The following is a 19886-nucleotide window of genomic DNA, read 5'->3' on the forward strand; positions in this document are numbered from 1 at the left end:
ACAAGCAAAAGAATGTTTCAGAACTTTCTTTTGATGAAGTTAAGAGACTACTTCTTGAATCTGGTCTGTGGACGTCTCTTAGAATGAGACCTTTTTCTAAAGTAGCAATGCTTGAAGATAAGCCACACTCTATTTTCATTAATGCAATGGATACAAATCCTCTTGCTCCAAACCCTGAACAAGTTATTGGTCAGTACTCTGATGACTTTAAGGCCGGAGTAGAAGTTCTTTCTAAACTTACAGAAGGAAAGACTTTTGTATGTAAGGCTTCAGGTTCAAAAGTAGAAGCGCCTTCAAGTGCATCTCTACATGAGTTTGCTGGACCACATCCTGCTGGATTAGTTGGTACACATATTCATAACCTTGATGCTGTTCATGAAGGGAAAGTTGTTTGGCATGCTGGTTACCAAGATGTAATCGCAATTGGAAAACTTTTTACTTCAGGTAAGCTTTGGACTGAGAGAGTAATTGCTGTCGCTGGTCCTAAAGCAAAGAATCCAAGACTTCTTACGACTCAATTAGGTGCTAATATCCTAGATATCGTTGCTAATGAGACGCTTGATGGTGAGCTTAGAATTATTTCTGGTTCAGTATTAAACGGTAGAAAGACTGAAGATTCATTCCTATATCTTGGACGTTACCATAACCAAATCTCTATTCTTGCTGAAGGGCGTGAGAGAGAATTTCTTGGTTGGCAATCTCCTGGGTTTGATAAATTTTCTATCAAAAGAACTTTCTTATCTAAGTTCTTCACACCTTCTAAGAAATTTAGCATGACAACAACGACTCATGGTTCATTAAGAGCAATGGTTCCAGTTGGAATGTACGAGAAGGTAATACCTTTAGATATTCTTCCTACTCAATTATTAAGAGCACTTCTAACTAAAGATACTGAGCTTGCTCAGCAGTTAGGTTGTCTTGAACTTGATGAGGAAGATTTGGCGCTTTGTACTTTTGCCAGCATTGGTAAAAAAGACTTCGGTCCAGTACTTAGAGAAAATTTAACAACTATTGAGAAGGAAGGTTAGATGAAAGCTTTAAGAGGTTTTCTAGATTCTCAACATCATCATTTCGCAAAAGGTGGAAGCTTAGAGAAGTTCTACCCAATGTACGAGATGATCGACACTTTCATCTATACACCTGGTGAAGTGAGTAGAGGATCAGTACACGTTCGTGATGGGATTGATCTCAAAAGAACGATGACAACTGTGGCAATGGCCCTAACAGCTTGTTTACTTTTTGCTTGTTACAATACAGGTCTTCAAGCAAACATAGTTTTAGCTGCTGAAGGTATCACGTCAGTAGACTCATGGAGAGGCGCAGTTATGGCCGCTCTTGGTCTTGGATTTGATCCTACAAATGGAGTTTCAAACTTTGTTTACGGTTTCTTATTTTTTGCACCAGTATTTCTTGTAACAAATATTGCAGGTGGTTTCTGGGAAGTTGTTTTTGCAACTGTTAGAAAGCATGAGATTAATGAAGGTTTCCTAGTAACAGGACTTCTATTTCCTTGTATTCTTCCTCCTACAATTCCTCTATGGCAAGTTGCTGTAGGTATTTCATTTGGAGTTGTGTTTGGTAAGGAAGTTTTCGGTGGAACTGGGAAGAACTTCTTAAACCCTGCACTTACAGCAAGAGCATTTCTATTCTTTGCTTACCCTGGAGAGATTTCAGGTGACGCAGTTTGGACTGCAGTAGATGGTTTCACTGGAGCAACTGCTCTTGGTCAAGCTGCTATTGGTGGTATGTCAGCTATCTCTGTTAGCTGGATGGATGCATTCTTAGGATTTATGCCAGGTTCAATGGGTGAGACTTCAGCTCTTGCTTGTTTAATTGGTGCTGTAGTTCTAGTTGTAACAGGAATTGGATCATGGAGAATCATGTTATCAATGCTTGTTTCTGCTATGTTATTTGCATTTGTTCTTAATCAAATTGGTTCTGAAACTAACCCAATGTTTGGACTTGCTCCACACTGGCACTTAGTTATCGGTGGATTTGCTTTTGGTCTTGTATTTATGGCAACAGACCCAGTGTCTGCGTCAATGACTCACAAGGGACAATTTTACTACGGATCATTAATTGGTCTTATGGTTATCTTAGTTCGTGTTATTAACCCAGCATTCCCGGAAGGTGTAATGCTAGCGATTCTTTTCTCAAATTGCTTTGCTCCATTAATTGACTGGTTTGTTGTTAATGGTCATATCAAAAAGAGACAAGCTCGTATTAAGGCTTAAGGAGGAGTGATGAAAAGCGAAACAGGAAAAACACTACTTGTTGCATTCCTTCTGTGTATTGTTTGCTCGATCTTAGTATCTGGAGCAGCAGTTTCACTAAAACCAATGCAAGAAGCTAACAAGAAGTTAGATGTAAAGAAGAATCTATTAATCGCCTCTGGTCTAGTAGATAAGACTGCGACTAAAGAAGATATTAATGAAGCATATAAGAATGTTCGTCCACTGTTAGTAGATCTTTCTACTGGTGATGTTGTTGAAGGTGACGTTGAAGCTTACGATCAAAAGAAAGCTGCAAAAGACGCTAGCAAGAACAAGAGAATTGATACAGCTATTGATGCTGGTAAAATTAGATTTAGAGCTAAGATCGCTAAAGCTTACCTTATTCAAGATGCTGGAGAGACTTCAATGATCGTTCTTCCAGTACATGGTAAGGGACTTTGGTCTACAATGTACGGTTTCTTAGCACTTGCCCCTGATACAGTTACTGTTAAAGGAATTGGTTTCTATGCTCACGGTGAGACTCCTGGTCTTGGTGGTGAGATTGATAACCCAAGCTGGCAAGCGACTTGGAATGGTAAAACTGCTCTTGGAGAAGATTTTAAGCCAGTACTAACAGTAGTAAAAGGTGCAGCAAAGAATGAGACTGAAATTGACGGTCTTTCTGGTGCTACTCTTACTTCAGTTGGTGTGTCAGGAACAATTCAATATTGGTTAGGTGATGATGCTTATGGACCATTCCTAGCTAAGTTTAGAGACGGAGGGATCAAGTAATGAGCCTCAAGAAAACACTATTTGCTCCACTTTTTGATGACAACCCAATTGCACTTCAGATCCTTGGGATATGTTCTGCTCTTGCTGTTACAACAAAGTTGGAAACTGCACTAGTTATGTGTATTGCCGTTACACTTGTAACAGCTTTTTCAGGATTTTTTGTATCGATAATTAGAAACCATGTTCCTTCTAGTATTCGTATCATTGTTATGATGACTGTAATTGCTTCATTAGTTATTTTAACTGATCAGCTTTTAAAGGCATTTGTTTACGATGTTGCAAAGTCTATGTCGGTTTACGTTGGTTTAATTATTACAAACTGTATTGTTATGGGACGTGCGGAAGCATTTGCTATGAAGAACAACCCAATTATGTCATTTGTTGACGGACTTGGGAACGGGATTGGATACAGTATTGTACTAATCTTTGTTGCAGTATTTAGAGAATTACTTGGAAGTGGTAAACTTCTTGGTTTCGAAATTCTTAAAACGACAGGTGATGGTGGTTGGTACCAGACTAATGGTATGGCGCTACTTGCTCCAAGTGCATTCTTTTTGATCGGATTATTTATCTGGGCCCTAAGAACTTGGAAAACTGATCAAGTTGAGAAGGAGTAAGAAATGTTAGAACATTATTTAAGTTTATTTATAAAATCAGTATTTATTGAAAACCTTGCTCTCTCATTCTTTTTAGGAATGTGTACTTTCTTAGCAGTTTCTAAGAAAGTTAAGACGTCGATTGGTCTTGGTGTAGCTGTAGTAGTTGTTCAAACTATTACTATCCCTGTAAACAATCTTCTTTATACTTATTTCTTAAAAGAGAACGCTCTTGAGTGGGCAGGTATCACAGGGTTCGATCTATCTTTCTTAGGTCTTATTTCTTATATCGGTGTTATTGCAGCAATGGTTCAAATCCTAGAGATGACTCTAGATAAATTTTTTCCAGCGCTTTATACAGCTCTAGGTATTTTCCTTCCACTTATTACTGTGAACTGTGCCATTTTAGGTGGTTCACTTTTTATGGTGGAAAGAGATTATAATTTTGCAGAAAGTACTGTTTATGGAATTGGTTCAGGTGTTGGTTGGGCCCTTGCTATTGCAGCACTTGCAGGAATTAGAGAGAAGATGAAGTACAGTGACGTACCTCATGGACTAAGAGGATTAGGGATTACATTTATAACTGTTGGTCTTATGGCCTTAGGTTTTCTCTCATTTTCAGGTATTCAACTTTAGGTATTATAAAGAAAGGTCATAACTATGAATGAAATTATACTTGGCGTTTTAATGTTTACCGCCATTGTCTTGGCCCTAGTGCTTATCATTCTCTTTGCTAAGTCAAAGTTAGTGAGTTCTGGGAATATTAAACTGAGCATCAACGGTGAAAAAACTGTTGAAATTGCAGCTGGTGGAAAACTTTTAAATGCACTAGCTGATCAAAAACTATTTGTATCGTCTGCCTGTGGTGGTGGTGGTACTTGTGGTCAATGTAAAGTACACGTTCACTCTGGTGGTGGTGAAATTCTTGAAACAGAATTATCACACATTACGAAGAGAGAAGCGAAAGACGGTTGTCGTCTTGCTTGTCAGGTTTCTATTAAAGAAGATATGGAAATTGAAGTTGAAGATGAAGTCTTTGGTGTTAAGAAGTGGGAATGTACGGTTAGATCTAACCATAACGTTGCAACTTTCATTAAAGAATTTATTTTAGATCTTCCTGCAGGTGAGTCAGTACCATTTAAAGCTGGTGGATTTATACAAATTGAAAGACCTCCAGGTCTTAAGATTGATTATAAAGACTTCGATATTGAAGAAGAATATAGAAGTGACTGGGATACATTTAAAGTTTGGGACAATATCTCATACGTAGAAGATGAAACAATAAGAGCATACTCAATGGCAAACTATCCTGAGGAAGAAGGGATGATTATGCTTAACGTACGTATTGCATCTCCACCTCCAAGAGCTCCTAAAGGAACTCCTCCAGGTAAGATGTCATCTTATATCTTTAACTGTAAGCCAGGTGATAAAGTTACTATCTCTGGTCCATTTGGTGAATTCTTTGCCCGCGATACTAAGAAAGAAATGGTATTTGTTGGTGGTGGTGCAGGTATGGCGCCAATGAGATCTCACTTATTTGATCAATTAAAGAGAATCAAGACTGATAGAAAAATCACTTTCTGGTACGGAGCACGTTCTAAGAGAGAGATGTTCTATGTTGAAGATTTTGATATGCTTCAAAATGAGAATGAGAACTTTAAGTGGCATTGTGCACTTTCAGATGCTCTTCCTGAGGATAACTGGGAAGGTTATAAAGGATTTATTCACCAAGTACTACATGATGAATACCTTAAAGATCACCCAGCACCAGAAGATTGTGAGTACTACCTATGTGGGCCTCCAATTATGAACAAGTGTGTAATCGATATGCTCATTGACCTAGGTGTTGAGAGAGAAGATATCATGCTTGATGACTTTGGTGGATAGACACTAATCAAATTCTAAATACTTAAGGGCCCACTTTGTGGGCCTTTTTTTATTTCATTTGAGAGTTTAAATCTCCTAAGTTCTTAATAGCTTAATCTGTTTAAACTTTTTACATATAATCTTTATATCAAAACTTAGTTTCTTTCCTTACTCGTTAGCTCCTATGTCATAATTTTTTAAAAATTACACAACCATAGGAATATATATGAAATCCCTTGTTATCTCATTGATGGTATTTGCGTCTATTACATCCCAAGCATCCGTTCTCAGCACACTAACAAAGAAGGTTAGTGGGGCATTTAAGTCTAAGAGTGCATCTATTGAGCTTGTGGCAAAGGGAGATATAGATAAGAGTAATATGGATAATCTTATTATTCGAACGAATTCAGATATGGGAAGAGGAGAAGTTCTAGAGAGCTTCAGTCACAAAATCATTGAAGCTGAATTTAGAAACCTAGATATGATTGAGACGTTAGAGAAGCTTTCACAAAAAGGATTTAATGACCACTTCCTTGAAGGCGTACTTATGGATGAGATGAGAAGTGTTGCAATTATCTCGGCCCATAATCATCTTATTTTAAAGAAAATGAGTAAGTCCGAAAGAGCAGAGTATCTTCCACAACATAAGAAAAATGTAACTCTTGCTTTAGATGAAATTACATCTAAGATTTCCGCTTCAGGAACATATAGCTTTGTTAGCTTTAAAGCTCTTAGAAATATATATATGGATTTACAATCCCTGAACTAGTTAGATAAATGTCTATGACTGTGGTATACAGACATTTAATTTGAACACTATAAGTAGATACTATTATGAAAAATACAGAAAACTTTGACTCACTAAATATTCTTCCGTCACTAAAGGAAGGACTTCGTGAGTTTGGTTTCACAAAACCTAGCCCAATACAAATAAAGGCGATTCCCCATCTTTTAGATGGAAGTGATTTACTTGGAATTGCTAAGACGGGTTCTGGAAAAACAGCTGCCTTTTGCCTCCCTATATTAGATAGAATTGTTAAAAGTCCTATTGAGACATCACCACTTCACGTTAGAGCTTTAATTTTGACACCAACTAGAGAGCTTGCTTCTCAGATTGAGCAATTTGTTCAGGACCTTGGTGAAATTGATGGAGTATCCTCACTTGTTGTATTTGGTGGAGCGAGAAGGGCGAATCAGGTAGAGAGTTTAAAAGAAGGTGTAGACATTCTAGTGGCGACTCCTGGGAGATTAATTGATCTCATCGAATCTAATTGTCTCTCTCTTGATGAAGTAGAATCATTTGTCTTAGATGAAGCAGATATGATGCTCAATATGGGATTTCTTCATGACGTTAAGGCGATAATTTCTCACCTACCTGTTAGAAAGCAGATGGCCCTATTTTCGGCCACAATGCCTAAGACAATAGAAAGGTTATCAAAAGAGATTTTAATTGATCCAGTAAGAGTCCAAGTAGATGTTGAGTCTACAGTTGTTAAGAAAATTGAACAAAAGCTCTACACTTTAGTTAAAAAAGATAAGTTAAAATTACTTCTACACTTATTAGAGGATGAATCCCTTTCAAAAGTACTACTCTTTAGTAAGACCAAAATCGGAGCAGATCTACTAGTTGAAGAGTTACAAGAAAATGGAATATCATGTAATACTTTTCATAGTAATAAATCTCAAACTCAAAGAGAGATGGCCCTAGAGTCATTTCGAACAGGTGAAATTCGTCTTCTCGTTGCAACTGATGTCGCAGCTAGAGGAATTGATATTTTAGATATTACTCATGTTATTAATTACGCTCTACCAGAAGAGATTAGTAATTATGTCCATAGAATCGGAAGAACAGGACGAGCTGGTGGCGGCGGTGTCGCAATTACTTTCTGTGTTTCTTCTGAGGGAAAGCTTCTTGAGAGCATTGAAGCAAAAATTGGTGAAAAGATTCCTGTCGTTACAGATCATCCATACTTTGCTGAATTAAATAGTAAAGACCCTCACTCTAAGAAGAAAAAGCCTAATCCGAAGTCTAAGAAACGAAAGAAGAAATAAGAAGTCCTTAGCTTCTTAGCTATTTAATAATTAGTCAGTGACTAAATAATGAGCACTTATATCATTGTAAGTTCTCGTAATCTCATCCTCGAAGTGGCATCCATATTGCTTAATATATAAGTATATTTTATTCTGAGGGGGATATATGAGAAACCTACAATTTGTAGCACTAATGCTTTTATCTGCAATTTCAATCGGTCCAAATTTCTTTGAAACAAATTCTAGATCACTAGCATCTGAGGACTGTATTAACTGTGAAGTCTCTCATATTGATGATAATGGAAATATTAAAAATAATGTTAAGAACCTGTCTAAGTCTCTTCCAGAACTTACTGGGAATTCAAAAATATTTTCTGATTTAAAAGAAAAACATGTTTGTGGTGAAAACGACTTCGCAACTTCAACAAATTCTAAAGGAAGATTAAAAGAAGACCTTACATACTTTGTTCAAAATGATCCTATGTACCCAGAGACGGATGACGCTCAATTTATATTTGGAATGAACTTACCTCAAGAGGGTAGAATGACTTCATCAAAAGAAGGTAAACCATTTATTGGTAAAGGTTTTAATAATGATCTTTTAATGATTGAAAAAGTTTTTAATGGAAGAGAGATTGTTGGTTATAACGTTACGCTATCATTTTGTTCAGTTCTTAGGAAAGATAAGAAGTTAATCCATGATGATAGAAAGTTAAAAGACTTAGCCTTTGGCGGATTAAATCTTGATGAAGAAGATACTTGCGGGATCTTCAATGACATTGATTCTGCTAGAATAACTATGGTATCAAAAAAGAAAAGCTTCTTTGGAAGTGATTTACCATTTGAGTCAGTATTTACAGCTATTGATTGCGAATTATAAATACCTCTATATAGGCCAAGTCCCCCTTGGCCTTTTTTTCTGTCTAGTTTACTAAAGATATCTGATTTACCATTTTCTAATACATTTGTTAGGAGATGACATGTTACTTTCAAATATAGAAACAATACCTGGAAAAACTATTTCTGAATATTGTGGTCTAGTATCTGGCTCTACAGTTAGAGCAAAACATCTTGGTCGTGATCTTATGGCCGGACTCAAAAATATTGTAGGTGGCGAGTTAAAAGGTTATAGCGAGCTTTTAAATGAATCACGTAAAGAGGCCATGGATAGAATGATCATGAGTGCTAATAATGCTGGTGCAAATGCAATTGTTAATGTTCGATTCTCCACCTCATCTGTTGCACAAGGAGCCGCCGAACTCTACTGTTATGGAACAGCTGTTAGAGTTGAATAATGGAGCAGTTATTTGGAGTAGGGGCCTTACTTTTTATAGGACTTGCAATTGGTGCATATAATGAACAAAGGCACCTGAAGTCTCTTAGAGAAAGAGAGAGGGCGACACTTTCAGTTAAATTAAATAATTTAAAGAAAATAGATATTCCTAATGGAGATATTGTAGAGCAGCGCCTTGCCGTTGGTGGGACTGTAGTCTCAATTGATTATTTTAAATTAATTGTAGCGGGAATTAAGTCCTTATTTGGTGGAAGGCTTCGTGGAATAGAGTCTCTTGTTTCAAGAGCTAGAAGGGAAGCAGTTCTTAGAATGAAAGAAGATGCAATTGATTATAACTTAATTGTGAATGTAAGAATTGAAACATCCTCTATATCAAGTGATATTGGAAGAAGAAGTGTTGGAAGTATAGAGGTGCTTGCTTACGGTACAGCAATAAAGACACTCGAAGGGTAGAGATGAGAAAGACAAATTACTCTTCATATTGGAGTGAAGTAAAAACTAGAATTAATTCAAAAGAAAAAAATATTTTAGACTATACGCCTAAAGATTTTCTTTATGGTCGAAAAGGACCATGGCCTCAGCCTTCTCCGGACCATCCATTTGGAGAGTCTCCTGCAGTTTTACATTTACCTCTTCGTGAAGTTATAGATTGGTGGATATTTGTAGGTTCTAGATATGTGGTAACACTTCTATTATTTCCATTCTTTTATATCTATTACATGTTTAAGAAAGGTGTAGAAGAAGTAAGTGACGAAGAGTTTAATAAATATCTAAATCAATCAATGATGTGTAAATTCTTAAGTAATAGATTTGATAATGAAGATAAGGAGATCTTTTCTGATTACTTAGATGGGGACCACGAGTATCTCATCACAGATTTAGCCCCGGTTAAGGTTGTTGAAACATTTGAAGGGATTTTCGCTTCACCTTCTAAAACATTACTTGTAAAAAGAAATGATAAATTCGAAGTCGTTTGTATTTATATAGATGATTCAAAAGAAATCTTTACTCCCACAGATGGTGAAGGGTGGGAACTGGCAAAGTATTTTGTTCTACAAGGTGGGGCGATATGTGCGACTTTAGTAGAGCATCCCAATTTACATTTTCCACTTGATTCTATAAATGCAATTACTAAAACAGCTCTTCCAAAAGAGCATATTCTGTTTAAGCTCATTCATCCTCACCTTAGATTTACCTTACAATTAGAGAAAGCAGTTCTCACTTTTAAGACATCTCTACTGCATACAAAATGGTGGATGCCATATGCTCCTTACCCTGGTCCATACGAAGGACTAAGAGAGCTATTAGTATGTGGCTATAAAGGATTAAAAGGTAACGATTCATATTGTGGATACAAGTATCATAGAAGTCCTCAAGTTATTCATTCTGATTATGGAGACTATCTAGAGGCATACTATGTTGAAATTAAGAAGTATGTGGGAGAGATCCTATGCGATATTCCTAAAGGGGATAGAGCAGTAGAGAACTGGGCAAACTATATCTCTAAGCTAGTTCCTAACTTTCCAGATGGTAATGAGATATTTGAAGAAGGTGTTTTAGTCGATACTGTTGCCTATTATATTTGGGACGTGACAGTAGCACACTCATTAGATCATTATAGTTATGGAGAGATGAATATAAGAAAAGTTCCTATGAGAATTAGACATTGCGCCCCAACTAAAGGGATGGGGAAGTTCTCTCGACGAAACATGACAACTGTGGCCGACCAAATGAAATATAAAATGGCGCAGATTCTTTTTTTTGGACCAACAAATGTTACTTATTTCTATGATACTGACTATAAATTTAAAGGTGAGAGAGAAAAGAGGATAAATCTTGATTTTCTAGAGAATCTAAAAAGAGTTGAAGCCCGACTAAATGAAGAGGGAATAAACTATATGCCTCTAAAAGAGATTGCTAGAAGTATTCAGTATTAGACCTTTTTCGTTTGTATGGAAAATATGTCCCTTTGATATTCTTGCTAATTATCTTACACTTTAGTTATGAAAGAAAAGAGCAGTATGGTAAATATTTTTGAACAGTTAAATGATTCTACGACTTGTTTTGAGTTTTTAAAATCTACTTCATCAAAACTTCCATTTAAAATGATTGGGTTTGTCGAAGTTCCAGAGTTGTTGCCTGCTAAGGTAGATGCTAAATTTTTATTTTCCAAAGGAGTAGAGTCTAAAGATCTTACTTTATCTCTTCGCTATTCTTTAGTTGATAAGATGAAGAGTACCATCTTATCTCCAAAGAACTTTCTAATTGACCCTGCTGATTTAGATAATAAAGAATTGATAATGGAAGAGGATATTAAAGTAATATCTAGAATCCCAGTCTATTTAGACTGTAACACGATCATTGGAATTCTTTATTTCATGCATGATGAAGTAATTGAAGAAAATGTAGATGACCTTTTTGTATCATTAAGCGCAATTGGAAATGTTTTTTCTAGAATATATTTTAGAGAGTTTTCGTGTGAGCTTCCAAAGGGTCACTCAGAAGTAAACCTTCTAAAGAAAATGGTAGATTCAAATCATCATCTTATATCTTCTGTTATTCACGATCTATCAAACCCTTTAACTATTATCTATTTCGAAACTCAGAAGGCCTTGTCTAATCTTGATAAAGATAATAGTAAAAGTCTTGAGAATATCGAGTTGTCTATTGATCTAATCTATAAAATTATTGATAGCACTAAAAAGTTCTTCTCAAAAAATAAAGAGAAGGAAGATCTAGAGACAATTAGAGTAGAGGAAGTCATTGACTTTATCTCACTTCAGTATGGAAGCTTACTTAAAGAAAAGGATCTCAAGCTTGAAAGTGATGGTTTAAACTTAGAGTTTACTGCTTTTAGGACTACATTTCTAAATACTGTTATTGGTCCTCTTCTTTCAAACTCTATTAGATACTCAAGTAAAAATGCCCACATTAAGCTTTATGGTAGAAAAGTTGATAATAAAGTCGAAATTGTAATCGAAGATCAGGCCGGTGGTTTTCCGTTAGAGGTACTAGAGAACCTAGAAAGTGATTTCAAATCAAAGCCAACTCCTTCTACAGATGGAGATGTAGGTTCAGGAATGGGACTTGTCCTTGCTAAATCTTATTTACAGGTAATGAATGGCCTTCTAGAGATTGAAAGTTTGAAGCAGGGAAGTCGAATAATTCTAAAAATGTCTAAGTAATTTCATGGCTAAAGAGTCTTTAAGATGGTAATAAGCAATAATGTATAGATTATTGATTTTATTCATTCTGCTCGCTGGTATCAGCTCATGTTCTAGGACCTCTAAGTTCCCGAAAATAGAAGGTCAAACAATGGGGACGACTTATCATATTAAGTATTCCCAGAAAAATATTGAACTATCCAGTGAAGAGGTAAACGCCAAAGTTGCAGAGCTTCTTAAAAATATCAATTTAAGCATGTCGACTTACATTAAAAGTTCGGAGATTTCGAAGTTTAATTCTGACCCTTCTTTAGAGTGGAGAAGCGCATCTAAAGAGATTTTAAAAGTTACAAGTAAGGCACTTTCAATTGGCGAACTCACTGCTGGCTCTTATGATCCAACTATCGGGCCTTTAGTAAATCTTTGGGGCTTTGGTCCAAATGGTAAAAGAGTAGTTCCTAGTGATGATAAAATCCAGGAGGCCATGAAAAGTGTTGGTCTTTCTATGATTAGCTTGGACCTTGATAAAAAACTTTGGAAAAAGAATAACGCAAAGGTTTATGTAGACTTATCTTCTTTAGCCAAGGGCTATGGGGTAGATGAAGTGGCGAGTCTTTTAGAAGAGCTTGGTACAACAGATTATATGGTTGAAATTGGTGGTGAAGTAAGAACTAGTGGAACGAAGCTGGGCCATCCTTGGAAAATAGCAATAGAGTCTCCTGATATTGAAAACCCAACAAAGTCATACCCGAAAGTTCTGAGCTTAAATAATGCTGCCTTGGCCACGAGTGGTAATTATAGAAACTTTTTCACTCAAAGTAATAAAAACTATTCACATACAATAAACTTTAAGACTGGGAGTCCTGTTGCACATACCCTTGCAAGCGTAAGTGTTGTCAATTCTGGATCTTGTATGGACGCAGATGCTTGGGCAACTGCACTTATGTCGCTTGGTTACGAAGAAGGAATAAAATTAGCAGAGAAACTAAAGTTATCAGCATACTTTATATATAAACTCGATACTCAGAAAAACTTTATAGCTAAAGGTACAACTGAGTTTAACAAACTATTTAAGTAGGTAATTACCATGAAAATGTTCTTAGTATCACTCGTTGTTATGTTGGCCGCTATCGCAGGAATGGCAGTAGGTGTTATTTTTAGTAATAAGAAACTTAAGGGTTCATGTGGTGGACTTGGTAAGGTGATGGGCGAAGATTGCATGATCTGTGAAAAGAAAGACGAATGCGATAAAGCTCCTGAACAAAAAGAGGAGTGCTTGAAACTTGAAGTAAAAGACTCAAGTGTTACGCTTAAATTAGTTCAATAGAATAAATTTAAGATTGTAAAAGGCGCATAAATTGCCTTGGCTAAAAAGTTTCTTCACGAATTGTTAACATAGTAATATATTAATATTATTAAAATACTTTATAAATTCTCGGGTATAAAAAACGGATTTTAACTATGAAAAACCCAATTGATTTCTCACACCTGTCTAGTTCAGACATTTCTTTTATTGATTCTCTTTATGATGATTACAAACGTGACACAGACTCTGTCGATATTTCGTGGAAAAAATTCTTCGAAGGTTTTGAGTTTGCTGCAGGATCTGCGCCTGGTGGCGGTGGAGACTTTGACGAAGCTAGGCTTAGAAAAGAGTTTAATGTTTTTAGATTAATTCAATCTTATAGAACAAGAGGACACTTACTCTCTGATACGAATCCAATTCGTAAAAGAAGAGACCGTAACGCTCAAATTGGTCTATCTGAATATGATTTAAATGCAAGTGATTTAGATAAGACATTTATTTGTGGTGACTTTGTAGGCCTTGGTCCTTGTAAGTTAAAAGATATTATAAATAAAATGGAAAAACTTTACTGCGGTAAGATGGGCATAGAGTATATGCACAGTAATGATACTGAAGTAAGAAGATGGATTAGAAATAAATTTGAAGTTGGCTCACTAGAAGTGAACTACGAAATTGAAAAGAAAAAAAGAATTTTAGAAAAGCTGAATGAAGCAAATGTTTTTGAGAACTTTCTTCAAACAAAATATACAGGTCAAAAAAGATTCTCACTTGAAGGTGGTGAATCAACAATTCCTGGTCTAGATGCAATTATAAATAGATCAAGTGAACTTGGTGCAAAGGAAGTTGTTTTTGGTATGGCCCACAGAGGTCGACTAAACGTACTTGCTAATATTATTGGAAAAACTTATGAGTATATCTTCTCTGAGTTTGAAGGTAATTCTCTGGAACAACAGCAGGGACAAGGTGACGGAGACGTTAAGTATCACATGGGATTTACTTCAGTTAAAGAAGCTACTAATGGTGAGGATGTAACTTTAAAAATTCTTCCAAACCCATCACATCTTGAAACTGTTTCTCCAGTCGTTAATGGTTACTGTAGAGCACAGGTAGATATAGCATACCAAGATGAATCAAAAATTATCCCCGTTGTTATTCATGGTGACGCAGCAGTAGCTGGACAGGGGATCGTTTATGAAGCTCTTCAAATGTCAGAGCTTCCTGGTTATAGATCTGGTGGAACGATTCACTTTGTAATAAATAATCAGATTGGTTTTACTACAGACTTCACTGATGCACGTTCATCTCATTACTCTACATCAGTAGCTAAGACATTAGATATTCCAATTATTCATGTGAATGGAGATTACCCTGAGCATGTTGTTTATGCCTGTGAGCTAGCAGTAGAGTTTAGACAAAAATTTAATAAAGATATCTTTATTGATATGGTTTGTTATAGAAAGCATGGCCATAACGAAGGTGATGAACCTAAGTATACTCAGCCACATCTTTACGGGCTTATCTCTAAAGTTAAGAACCCTAGAGAGCTTTACTTAGAAAGATTAATTGAAGCAGGTTCTCTTAATAAAGAACTAGCAAAAGAAATGCAAGATAGTTACAAGTCGACTCTTGCGGATAGACTTAATAATGTTAAGCAAAACGCACTTCCGAAAAAATCAAGTGGTCCTCACAAAGAGTGGAAGAACCTTCGTTGGTCTAAACCTGAAGATTTTGACAAATCTCCAGAGACAAAAGTTTCAGTTAAAGGACTTGAGAAGGTTCTGAATGCTGTTGCTTCTACACCAGAAGGTTTTCAAACTCTTAGAAAAGCACAAAAGATTCTTGATAGTAGAAGAATTATGTTTGCTGATGACAAGATTGATTGGGCGCTTGCTGAGCTTCTAGCTTACGGTACTCTCTTATCTGAAGATGCAAATATTAGATTTACTGGTCAAGATGTTATTAGAGGAACATTCTCTCATAGACATGCCAAAGTCTTTGATGTGGAGACTAATAAGGCACATTGTGGTCTTGCTGATATTGAAGAGGGGCAAGGTAAGATTCATATTTACAACTCTCTTTTATCTGAATACGCCGTTCTTGCCTTTGAGTACGGCTACTCTCAAGCAACTCCAAGAGCTCTAAATATTTGGGAAGCTCAATTCGGAGATTTTTCAAATGGAGCTCAAATTGTAATGGATCAATTTATCTCTGCAGGTGAGAGTAAGTGGCAAAGAATGAGTAACATTGTTATGCTTCTGCCTCACGGATACGAAGGCTCTGGTCCTGAACACTCTTCGTGTCGTCCAGAGAGATATCTTCAAATGTGTGCAGAAAATAATATGGTTGTTTGTAATTTTACAACTCCTGCAAATATGTTCCACGCTCTTAGAAGACAGCTTAAGTGGGAATTTAGAAAACCACTGATCGTATTTACTCCAAAATCACTACTAAGACACCCTCAATGTGTTTCTACTGTTGAGGAGTTCTCTAAGGGTGGACTACAAGAAATAATTGATGATTCATTTGTAAAAGCAAAAGATGTTAAGAAGGTTCTTCTTTGTTCTGGAAAGGTCTATTATGACTTACTTAATAAACAACAAGAAGATAAGAGAAAAGACGTCGCTATTGTAAGAGTAGAGCAGCTTTACCCACTACCTGAAAAGCAACTTGATAAAGTCTTAAAGAAATATAAGGGTGCTAAGCAAGTATGGGTTCAAGAAGAACCAATGAATATGGGAGCATGGACTTTTCTTCTAAGATGGAGAGATATGTTTAGTGATATCTCTTGTATATCAAGAAGATCAGCAGCCTCTCCAGCGACTGGATACGCAGCAGTACATAATAGAGAACAACAAGAAATTATTGATAAGGCATTTGCCAAATAAAAGGTTGAATTATGAGCATTGAAATTAAAATTCCAAGTATTGGAGAGTCAATTACTGAAGTTACATTAGCAGCTTGGGTAAAAGAAAGTGGTGACTATGTAGAAGAGGGAGATATCCTTTGTGAAATCGAGTCTGATAAAGCAACTGTAGAGCTTCCTGCTGAATCAAGTGGGATTTTAACAATCGCTGACTCTGCTGAAGAGGGGGCTGAGCTAGAAATTGGAGCAGTAATTGCTACTCTTGATACTAGTGCTTCTGCTCCTGCTGGTGGAGCTCCTAAGTCCGAAGAAAAAGCTGAAGAAGCTCCAGTGGCAAGTGCTGCAGCTCCTACTGGTGGAGATAAGAATTATCCATCTCCAGCAGCTAAGAAAATTTTAGATGAAAAAGGTGTATCTGCTGACTCTGTTTCTGGCTCAGGAAAAGATGGTCGTATTACTAAAGCAGACGCTGTAGGTGCAAGTGCTACTTCAGCACCAGCAAAAGCAGCAGCCCCAAGTGCTCCAGAGAAAGTTGAACTTTCAGGTGGAGTAAGTCGTGAGAAGAGAGTTGAGAAAATGACTCGTCTTAGAAAGACTATTGCAAAGAGATTGACTGAAGCTAAGAACGAAACAGCAATGCTTACAACTTTCAATGAAGTTGATATGCATAATGTAATGGCCCTTAGATCAAAATATAAAGACGCTTTCAAAGACAAGCATGATATTGGACTAGGGTTTATGTCTTTCTTTACTAAGGCCTGTACTATGGCACTTAAAGAAGTTCCTGGTGTAAATGCTCAGATTGAAGGTGAGAACCTTGTTTATCATGACTACGCTGACGTTGGGATTGCAGTTTCAACTCCAAAGGGACTAGTTGTTCCAGTTGTTAAGAATGCAGAGAGTATGAGTCTTGCTCAAATTGAAAAAGAAATTCGTCGTCTTGCTCTTAAGGGAAGAGATGGAAAGCTTGGAATCGATGAGATGCAAGGTGGAACATTCACAATCACTAACGGTGGTGTTTTTGGTTCAATGCTTTCAACTCCAATTATTAACATTCCTCAATCAGCGATTCTTGGAATGCACAATATTGTAGAGAGACCAGTTGCTATTAATGGTGAAGTTGTTATTCACCCTATAATGTATTTAGCGCTTTCTTATGACCACAGAGTTGTAGATGGAAAAGAGTCGGTAACTTTCTTAAAAACAGTGAAGGAATTAATTGAAGATCCTTCTAGAATGTTACTTGATATCTAATTTAGGAGAATAATGTGAAAGAATTTGATGTTGTTATAATAGGTTCAGGTCCAGGTGGATATGTTTGTGCAATCAGAATGGCACAGCTTGGTTTTAAAACTGCTATCGTTGAAAAGTACCCAACTCTTGGTGGGACTTGTTTAAACGTTGGGTGTATCCCTTCAAAAGCTTGGCTAGAATCTTCTGAGAGATTCTACGATGCTTCTCACCACTTTGTTGATCATGGTATTGAGACTGGAAAAGTTAAAGTAGATATAACTAAGATGGGAGCTAGAGTTCAGAAAGTTGTTTCTGATACTTGTGGAGGAATTGATTTCCTAATGAAGAAGAACAAAATTGAAGTTCTTCGTGGAATGGGTTCTTTAAAAGATAAGAATACTGTTATTGTTAAGGGTGAAAAAGAAGAAACTGAAGTTAAAGCGAAGAATATTGTTTTAGCAACAGGTTCTAAACCTTCAACTCTACCATTTATTAAAATTGATAAAAAGAGAGTGATTACTTCTACAGAAGCACTAAAGCTTAAAGAAGTACCTAAACACCTTGTTGTAATTGGTGGTGGTGTTATTGGTCTTGAGATGGGACAAGTCTTTTTAAGACTTGGTTCAAAAGTATCAGTTGTTGAATACGCTGACTCAATGATTGCTTCAATGGATGGAGAGCTAGGTAAGACTCTACAGAGAGTTCTTAAGAAGCAAGGTATGGAATTCTACGCTGGTCACGGTGTGACAGCAGTTGAAGCTAAAGGTAAGAAAGTTACAGTTACTGCTAAGAAGAATAAAGATGGTAAAGAAGTTACTCTTGAGAGTGATTACTGTCTAGTTGCTGTAGGTAGAAGACCATTTACTGATGGGCTAGGTCTTGAGAATGCTGGTGTTAATGTTGATGAAAGAGGTGTTGTTGTAACAGATTCACACCTAAGAACTAATGTAGATAATATTTTTGCAATTGGTGACATCGTTAAAGGTCCAATGCTTGCTCATAAGGCCGAAGAAGAGGGGATGTACGTTGCTGAACTATTGGCCGGACAAAAGCCTCATCTAGATTATAATTTAATTCCAGGTGTTGTTTACACTTGGCCAGAAGTTTCATCTGTTGGACAAACTGAAGAGCAACTTAAGGCCTCTAAAGTACCTTATAAGAAGGGATCGTTCCCATTTAAGGCATCAGGTAGAGCTAGAGCTGGAAATGAGTCAGATGGGCTTGTGAAAGTACTAGCACATAAAGAAACTGATGAGATCTTAGGTGTTCATATGATTGGAGCTAGATGTGCTGACCTTATAGGTGAAGCCGTTGTTGCTATGGAGTTTAGAGCATCTGCTGAAGATATCGCTCGAATCTCTCATGCCCATCCAACGTATACAGAATGTTTCAAAGAAGCTTGTCTTGCGGCAACGGAAGATAGAGCAATTCATATTTAAGATTTGTTTAGGCCGAGTGTTGTGCTCGGCCTTAGGCAAATTAATCCAATCAATCAAAATAAATAATGTTCATTCAATTTTCCCTAAATGATCCTCGATAAGACGTATGAGTCGAATTGCAAAATATGAGGATCTTCATGACGAAGAAAAAGTTTAATTTACATGAAAAATTAAAGAGTATTACAAAAGAGACAAGTGAGTCTTCTTTTGAAGAGCAAGCTTTAGGAGTTTTTCCTCCCATTATTGAGGAGTCAACTAAGTTTGATTTTAATTACTCTGTAGCTGATGTTACTCCTCCTACTTTTGATAAACAGGAGTTTAAGAAGTCTAAGACAAAAGATCACATAAGTGAAAAGATTAGGGTTGAGTCTTTAGAAGAGCAGGTAGTAAGCACAAATCATTCAGAGATTAAAGCACTTAAGAAGCTCAGAAAGAAAGATTATGATGCTCTTTCTCAAAGTAAGAAAGAAGTAGAAGAATTAGATAATATTAAGTTTGATTTAGAAGAAAAACATAACTATGAAAAAGAAAAAAATATTGCATCTAGAAACTCTCTAAAGAAAGTAAGAGAGGAGATAAGCGAGAAGTCTAGGGAGGTTGATAGCTTAACTAATGAGAAGAGCAATCTACATATAGAAAATTTATCTCTAGAAAAAGAATATAATAAACTGATTGAAAAAAGAGATGAGTCTAAAAATAAAATATCTGAATTAACTAAAGAAAATGGAGTATTAACAGAAAGCCTCGCAAATATTCATAGAGATAAGAATGAGATCGAAGAAGTTTACAGAGTAAATATTGATCTTATAAAAAAATATGAAAAACAAATAGTCGTCAATAAAGAGAATATAAATGGTCTACTTCGTGATATTGATTTAAAAAATAAAGAAGTAGATAAGAAAAGTAAAACGATTGAGCTTCTTAAAGAAGATTTAGAAGACGCTAGGGCCCTAGAAGCAAAAATTAGTGCTGACTATGAACAGCTAAAAGTAGAATTAATTAATTCTGAGAAAAGCCTAAGTGATCTCAAAAGTAAAAAAGAGACACTTCTGCAGGAAATTAATATTTTAAAAGCAGCATTAAATGAAT

The 19886-nt window shown here is 36.3% G+C and carries 19 protein-coding genes; all 19 read left to right on the top strand.

What is annotated here, in order from left to right:
* Nucleotides 1-1028 (top strand): Na(+)-translocating NADH-quinone reductase subunit A (locus ABX784_RS09235; RefSeq protein ID WP_372654741.1); only part of this gene is annotated, 1028 nt, incomplete at its 5' end.
* Nucleotides 1029-2234 carry an NADH:ubiquinone reductase (Na(+)-transporting) subunit B gene (locus ABX784_RS09240; RefSeq protein ID WP_372654742.1) on the top strand — a complete coding sequence of 402 codons (1206 nt, stop codon included), beginning with the start codon at nt 1029-1031 and terminating at the stop codon, nt 2232-2234.
* Nucleotides 2235-2243: 9 nt separating this feature from the next.
* Entirely contained in the window at nt 2244-3005 is a 762-nt protein-coding gene (locus ABX784_RS09245) for a Na(+)-translocating NADH-quinone reductase subunit C (protein ID WP_372654743.1), read from the top strand.
* On the top strand, nt 3005-3622 hold the full coding sequence (locus ABX784_RS09250) for an NADH:ubiquinone reductase (Na(+)-transporting) subunit D (RefSeq protein WP_372654744.1): 618 nt from the start codon (nt 3005-3007) through the stop codon (nt 3620-3622). The genes ABX784_RS09245 and ABX784_RS09250 overlap by 1 nt, the downstream gene beginning before the upstream one ends.
* Before the next feature lie 3 nt (nt 3623-3625).
* Nucleotides 3626-4237, top strand: a complete 612-nt coding sequence (gene nqrE, locus ABX784_RS09255) for an NADH:ubiquinone reductase (Na(+)-transporting) subunit E (RefSeq protein ID WP_372654745.1) — start codon at nt 3626-3628, stop codon at nt 4235-4237.
* A gap of 24 nt (nt 4238-4261) precedes the next feature.
* Nucleotides 4262-5488: an NADH:ubiquinone reductase (Na(+)-transporting) subunit F gene (gene nqrF, locus ABX784_RS09260; protein ID WP_372654746.1), complete on the top strand. Its 1227-nt coding sequence runs from the start codon at nt 4262-4264 to the stop codon at nt 5486-5488.
* 205 nt (nt 5489-5693) lie between these two features.
* Nucleotides 5694-6236 (top strand): hypothetical protein, encoded by a 543-nt coding sequence (locus tag ABX784_RS09265; RefSeq protein ID WP_372654747.1) that lies wholly within the window; start codon nt 5694-5696, stop codon nt 6234-6236.
* A gap of 65 nt (nt 6237-6301) precedes the next feature.
* Nucleotides 6302-7519, top strand: a complete 1218-nt coding sequence (locus ABX784_RS09270; RefSeq protein WP_372654748.1) for a DEAD/DEAH box helicase — start codon at nt 6302-6304, stop codon at nt 7517-7519.
* A gap of 145 nt (nt 7520-7664) precedes the next feature.
* Entirely contained in the window at nt 7665-8378 is a 714-nt protein-coding gene (locus ABX784_RS09275) for a hypothetical protein (RefSeq protein WP_372654749.1), read from the top strand.
* Between the two features lie 100 nt (nt 8379-8478).
* Nucleotides 8479-8793 carry a YbjQ family protein gene (locus ABX784_RS09280; protein WP_372654750.1) on the top strand — a complete coding sequence of 105 codons (315 nt, stop codon included), beginning with the start codon at nt 8479-8481 and terminating at the stop codon, nt 8791-8793.
* A complete protein-coding gene (locus ABX784_RS09285) occupies nt 8793-9245 on the top strand; it encodes a YbjQ family protein (protein WP_372654751.1) in 453 nt (150 codons plus the stop codon). The genes ABX784_RS09280 and ABX784_RS09285 overlap by 1 nt, the downstream gene beginning before the upstream one ends.
* Nucleotides 9246-9247: 2 nt before the next feature.
* Entirely contained in the window at nt 9248-10729 is a 1482-nt protein-coding gene (locus ABX784_RS09290; protein WP_372654752.1) for a hypothetical protein, read from the top strand.
* Nucleotides 10730-10795: 66 nt separating this feature from the next.
* Complete coding sequence (locus ABX784_RS09295; protein WP_372654753.1) at nt 10796-11977, top strand: sensor histidine kinase; 1182 nt, start codon at nt 10796-10798, stop codon at nt 11975-11977.
* Between the two features lie 52 nt (nt 11978-12029).
* Nucleotides 12030-13034 (top strand): FAD:protein FMN transferase, encoded by a 1005-nt coding sequence (locus ABX784_RS09300; RefSeq protein WP_372654754.1) that lies wholly within the window; start codon nt 12030-12032, stop codon nt 13032-13034.
* A gap of 9 nt (nt 13035-13043) precedes the next feature.
* A complete protein-coding gene (gene nqrM, locus ABX784_RS09305; RefSeq protein ID WP_372654755.1) occupies nt 13044-13283 on the top strand; it encodes a (Na+)-NQR maturation NqrM in 240 nt (79 codons plus the stop codon).
* A 134-nt stretch (nt 13284-13417) separates the two neighbouring features.
* Nucleotides 13418-16147: a 2-oxoglutarate dehydrogenase E1 component gene (locus ABX784_RS09310; protein WP_372654756.1), complete on the top strand. Its 2730-nt coding sequence runs from the start codon at nt 13418-13420 to the stop codon at nt 16145-16147.
* 11 nt (nt 16148-16158) lie between these two features.
* Nucleotides 16159-17379: a 2-oxoglutarate dehydrogenase complex dihydrolipoyllysine-residue succinyltransferase gene (gene odhB, locus ABX784_RS09315; protein ID WP_372654757.1), complete on the top strand. Its 1221-nt coding sequence runs from the start codon at nt 16159-16161 to the stop codon at nt 17377-17379.
* A gap of 14 nt (nt 17380-17393) precedes the next feature.
* Nucleotides 17394-18797, top strand: coding sequence for a dihydrolipoyl dehydrogenase (gene lpdA / locus ABX784_RS09320; RefSeq protein ID WP_372654758.1), 1404 nt, complete (start codon nt 17394-17396; stop codon nt 18795-18797).
* 137 nt (nt 18798-18934) lie between these two features.
* A partial coding sequence (locus tag ABX784_RS09325) for a hypothetical protein (protein ID WP_372654759.1) occupies nt 18935-19886 on the top strand: 952 nt, incomplete at its 3' end.

Origin of the sequence: Halobacteriovorax sp., assembly GCF_041587335.1 — a bacterium.
Classification (GTDB): Bacteria; Bdellovibrionota; Bacteriovoracia; order Bacteriovoracales; family Bacteriovoracaceae; genus Halobacteriovorax.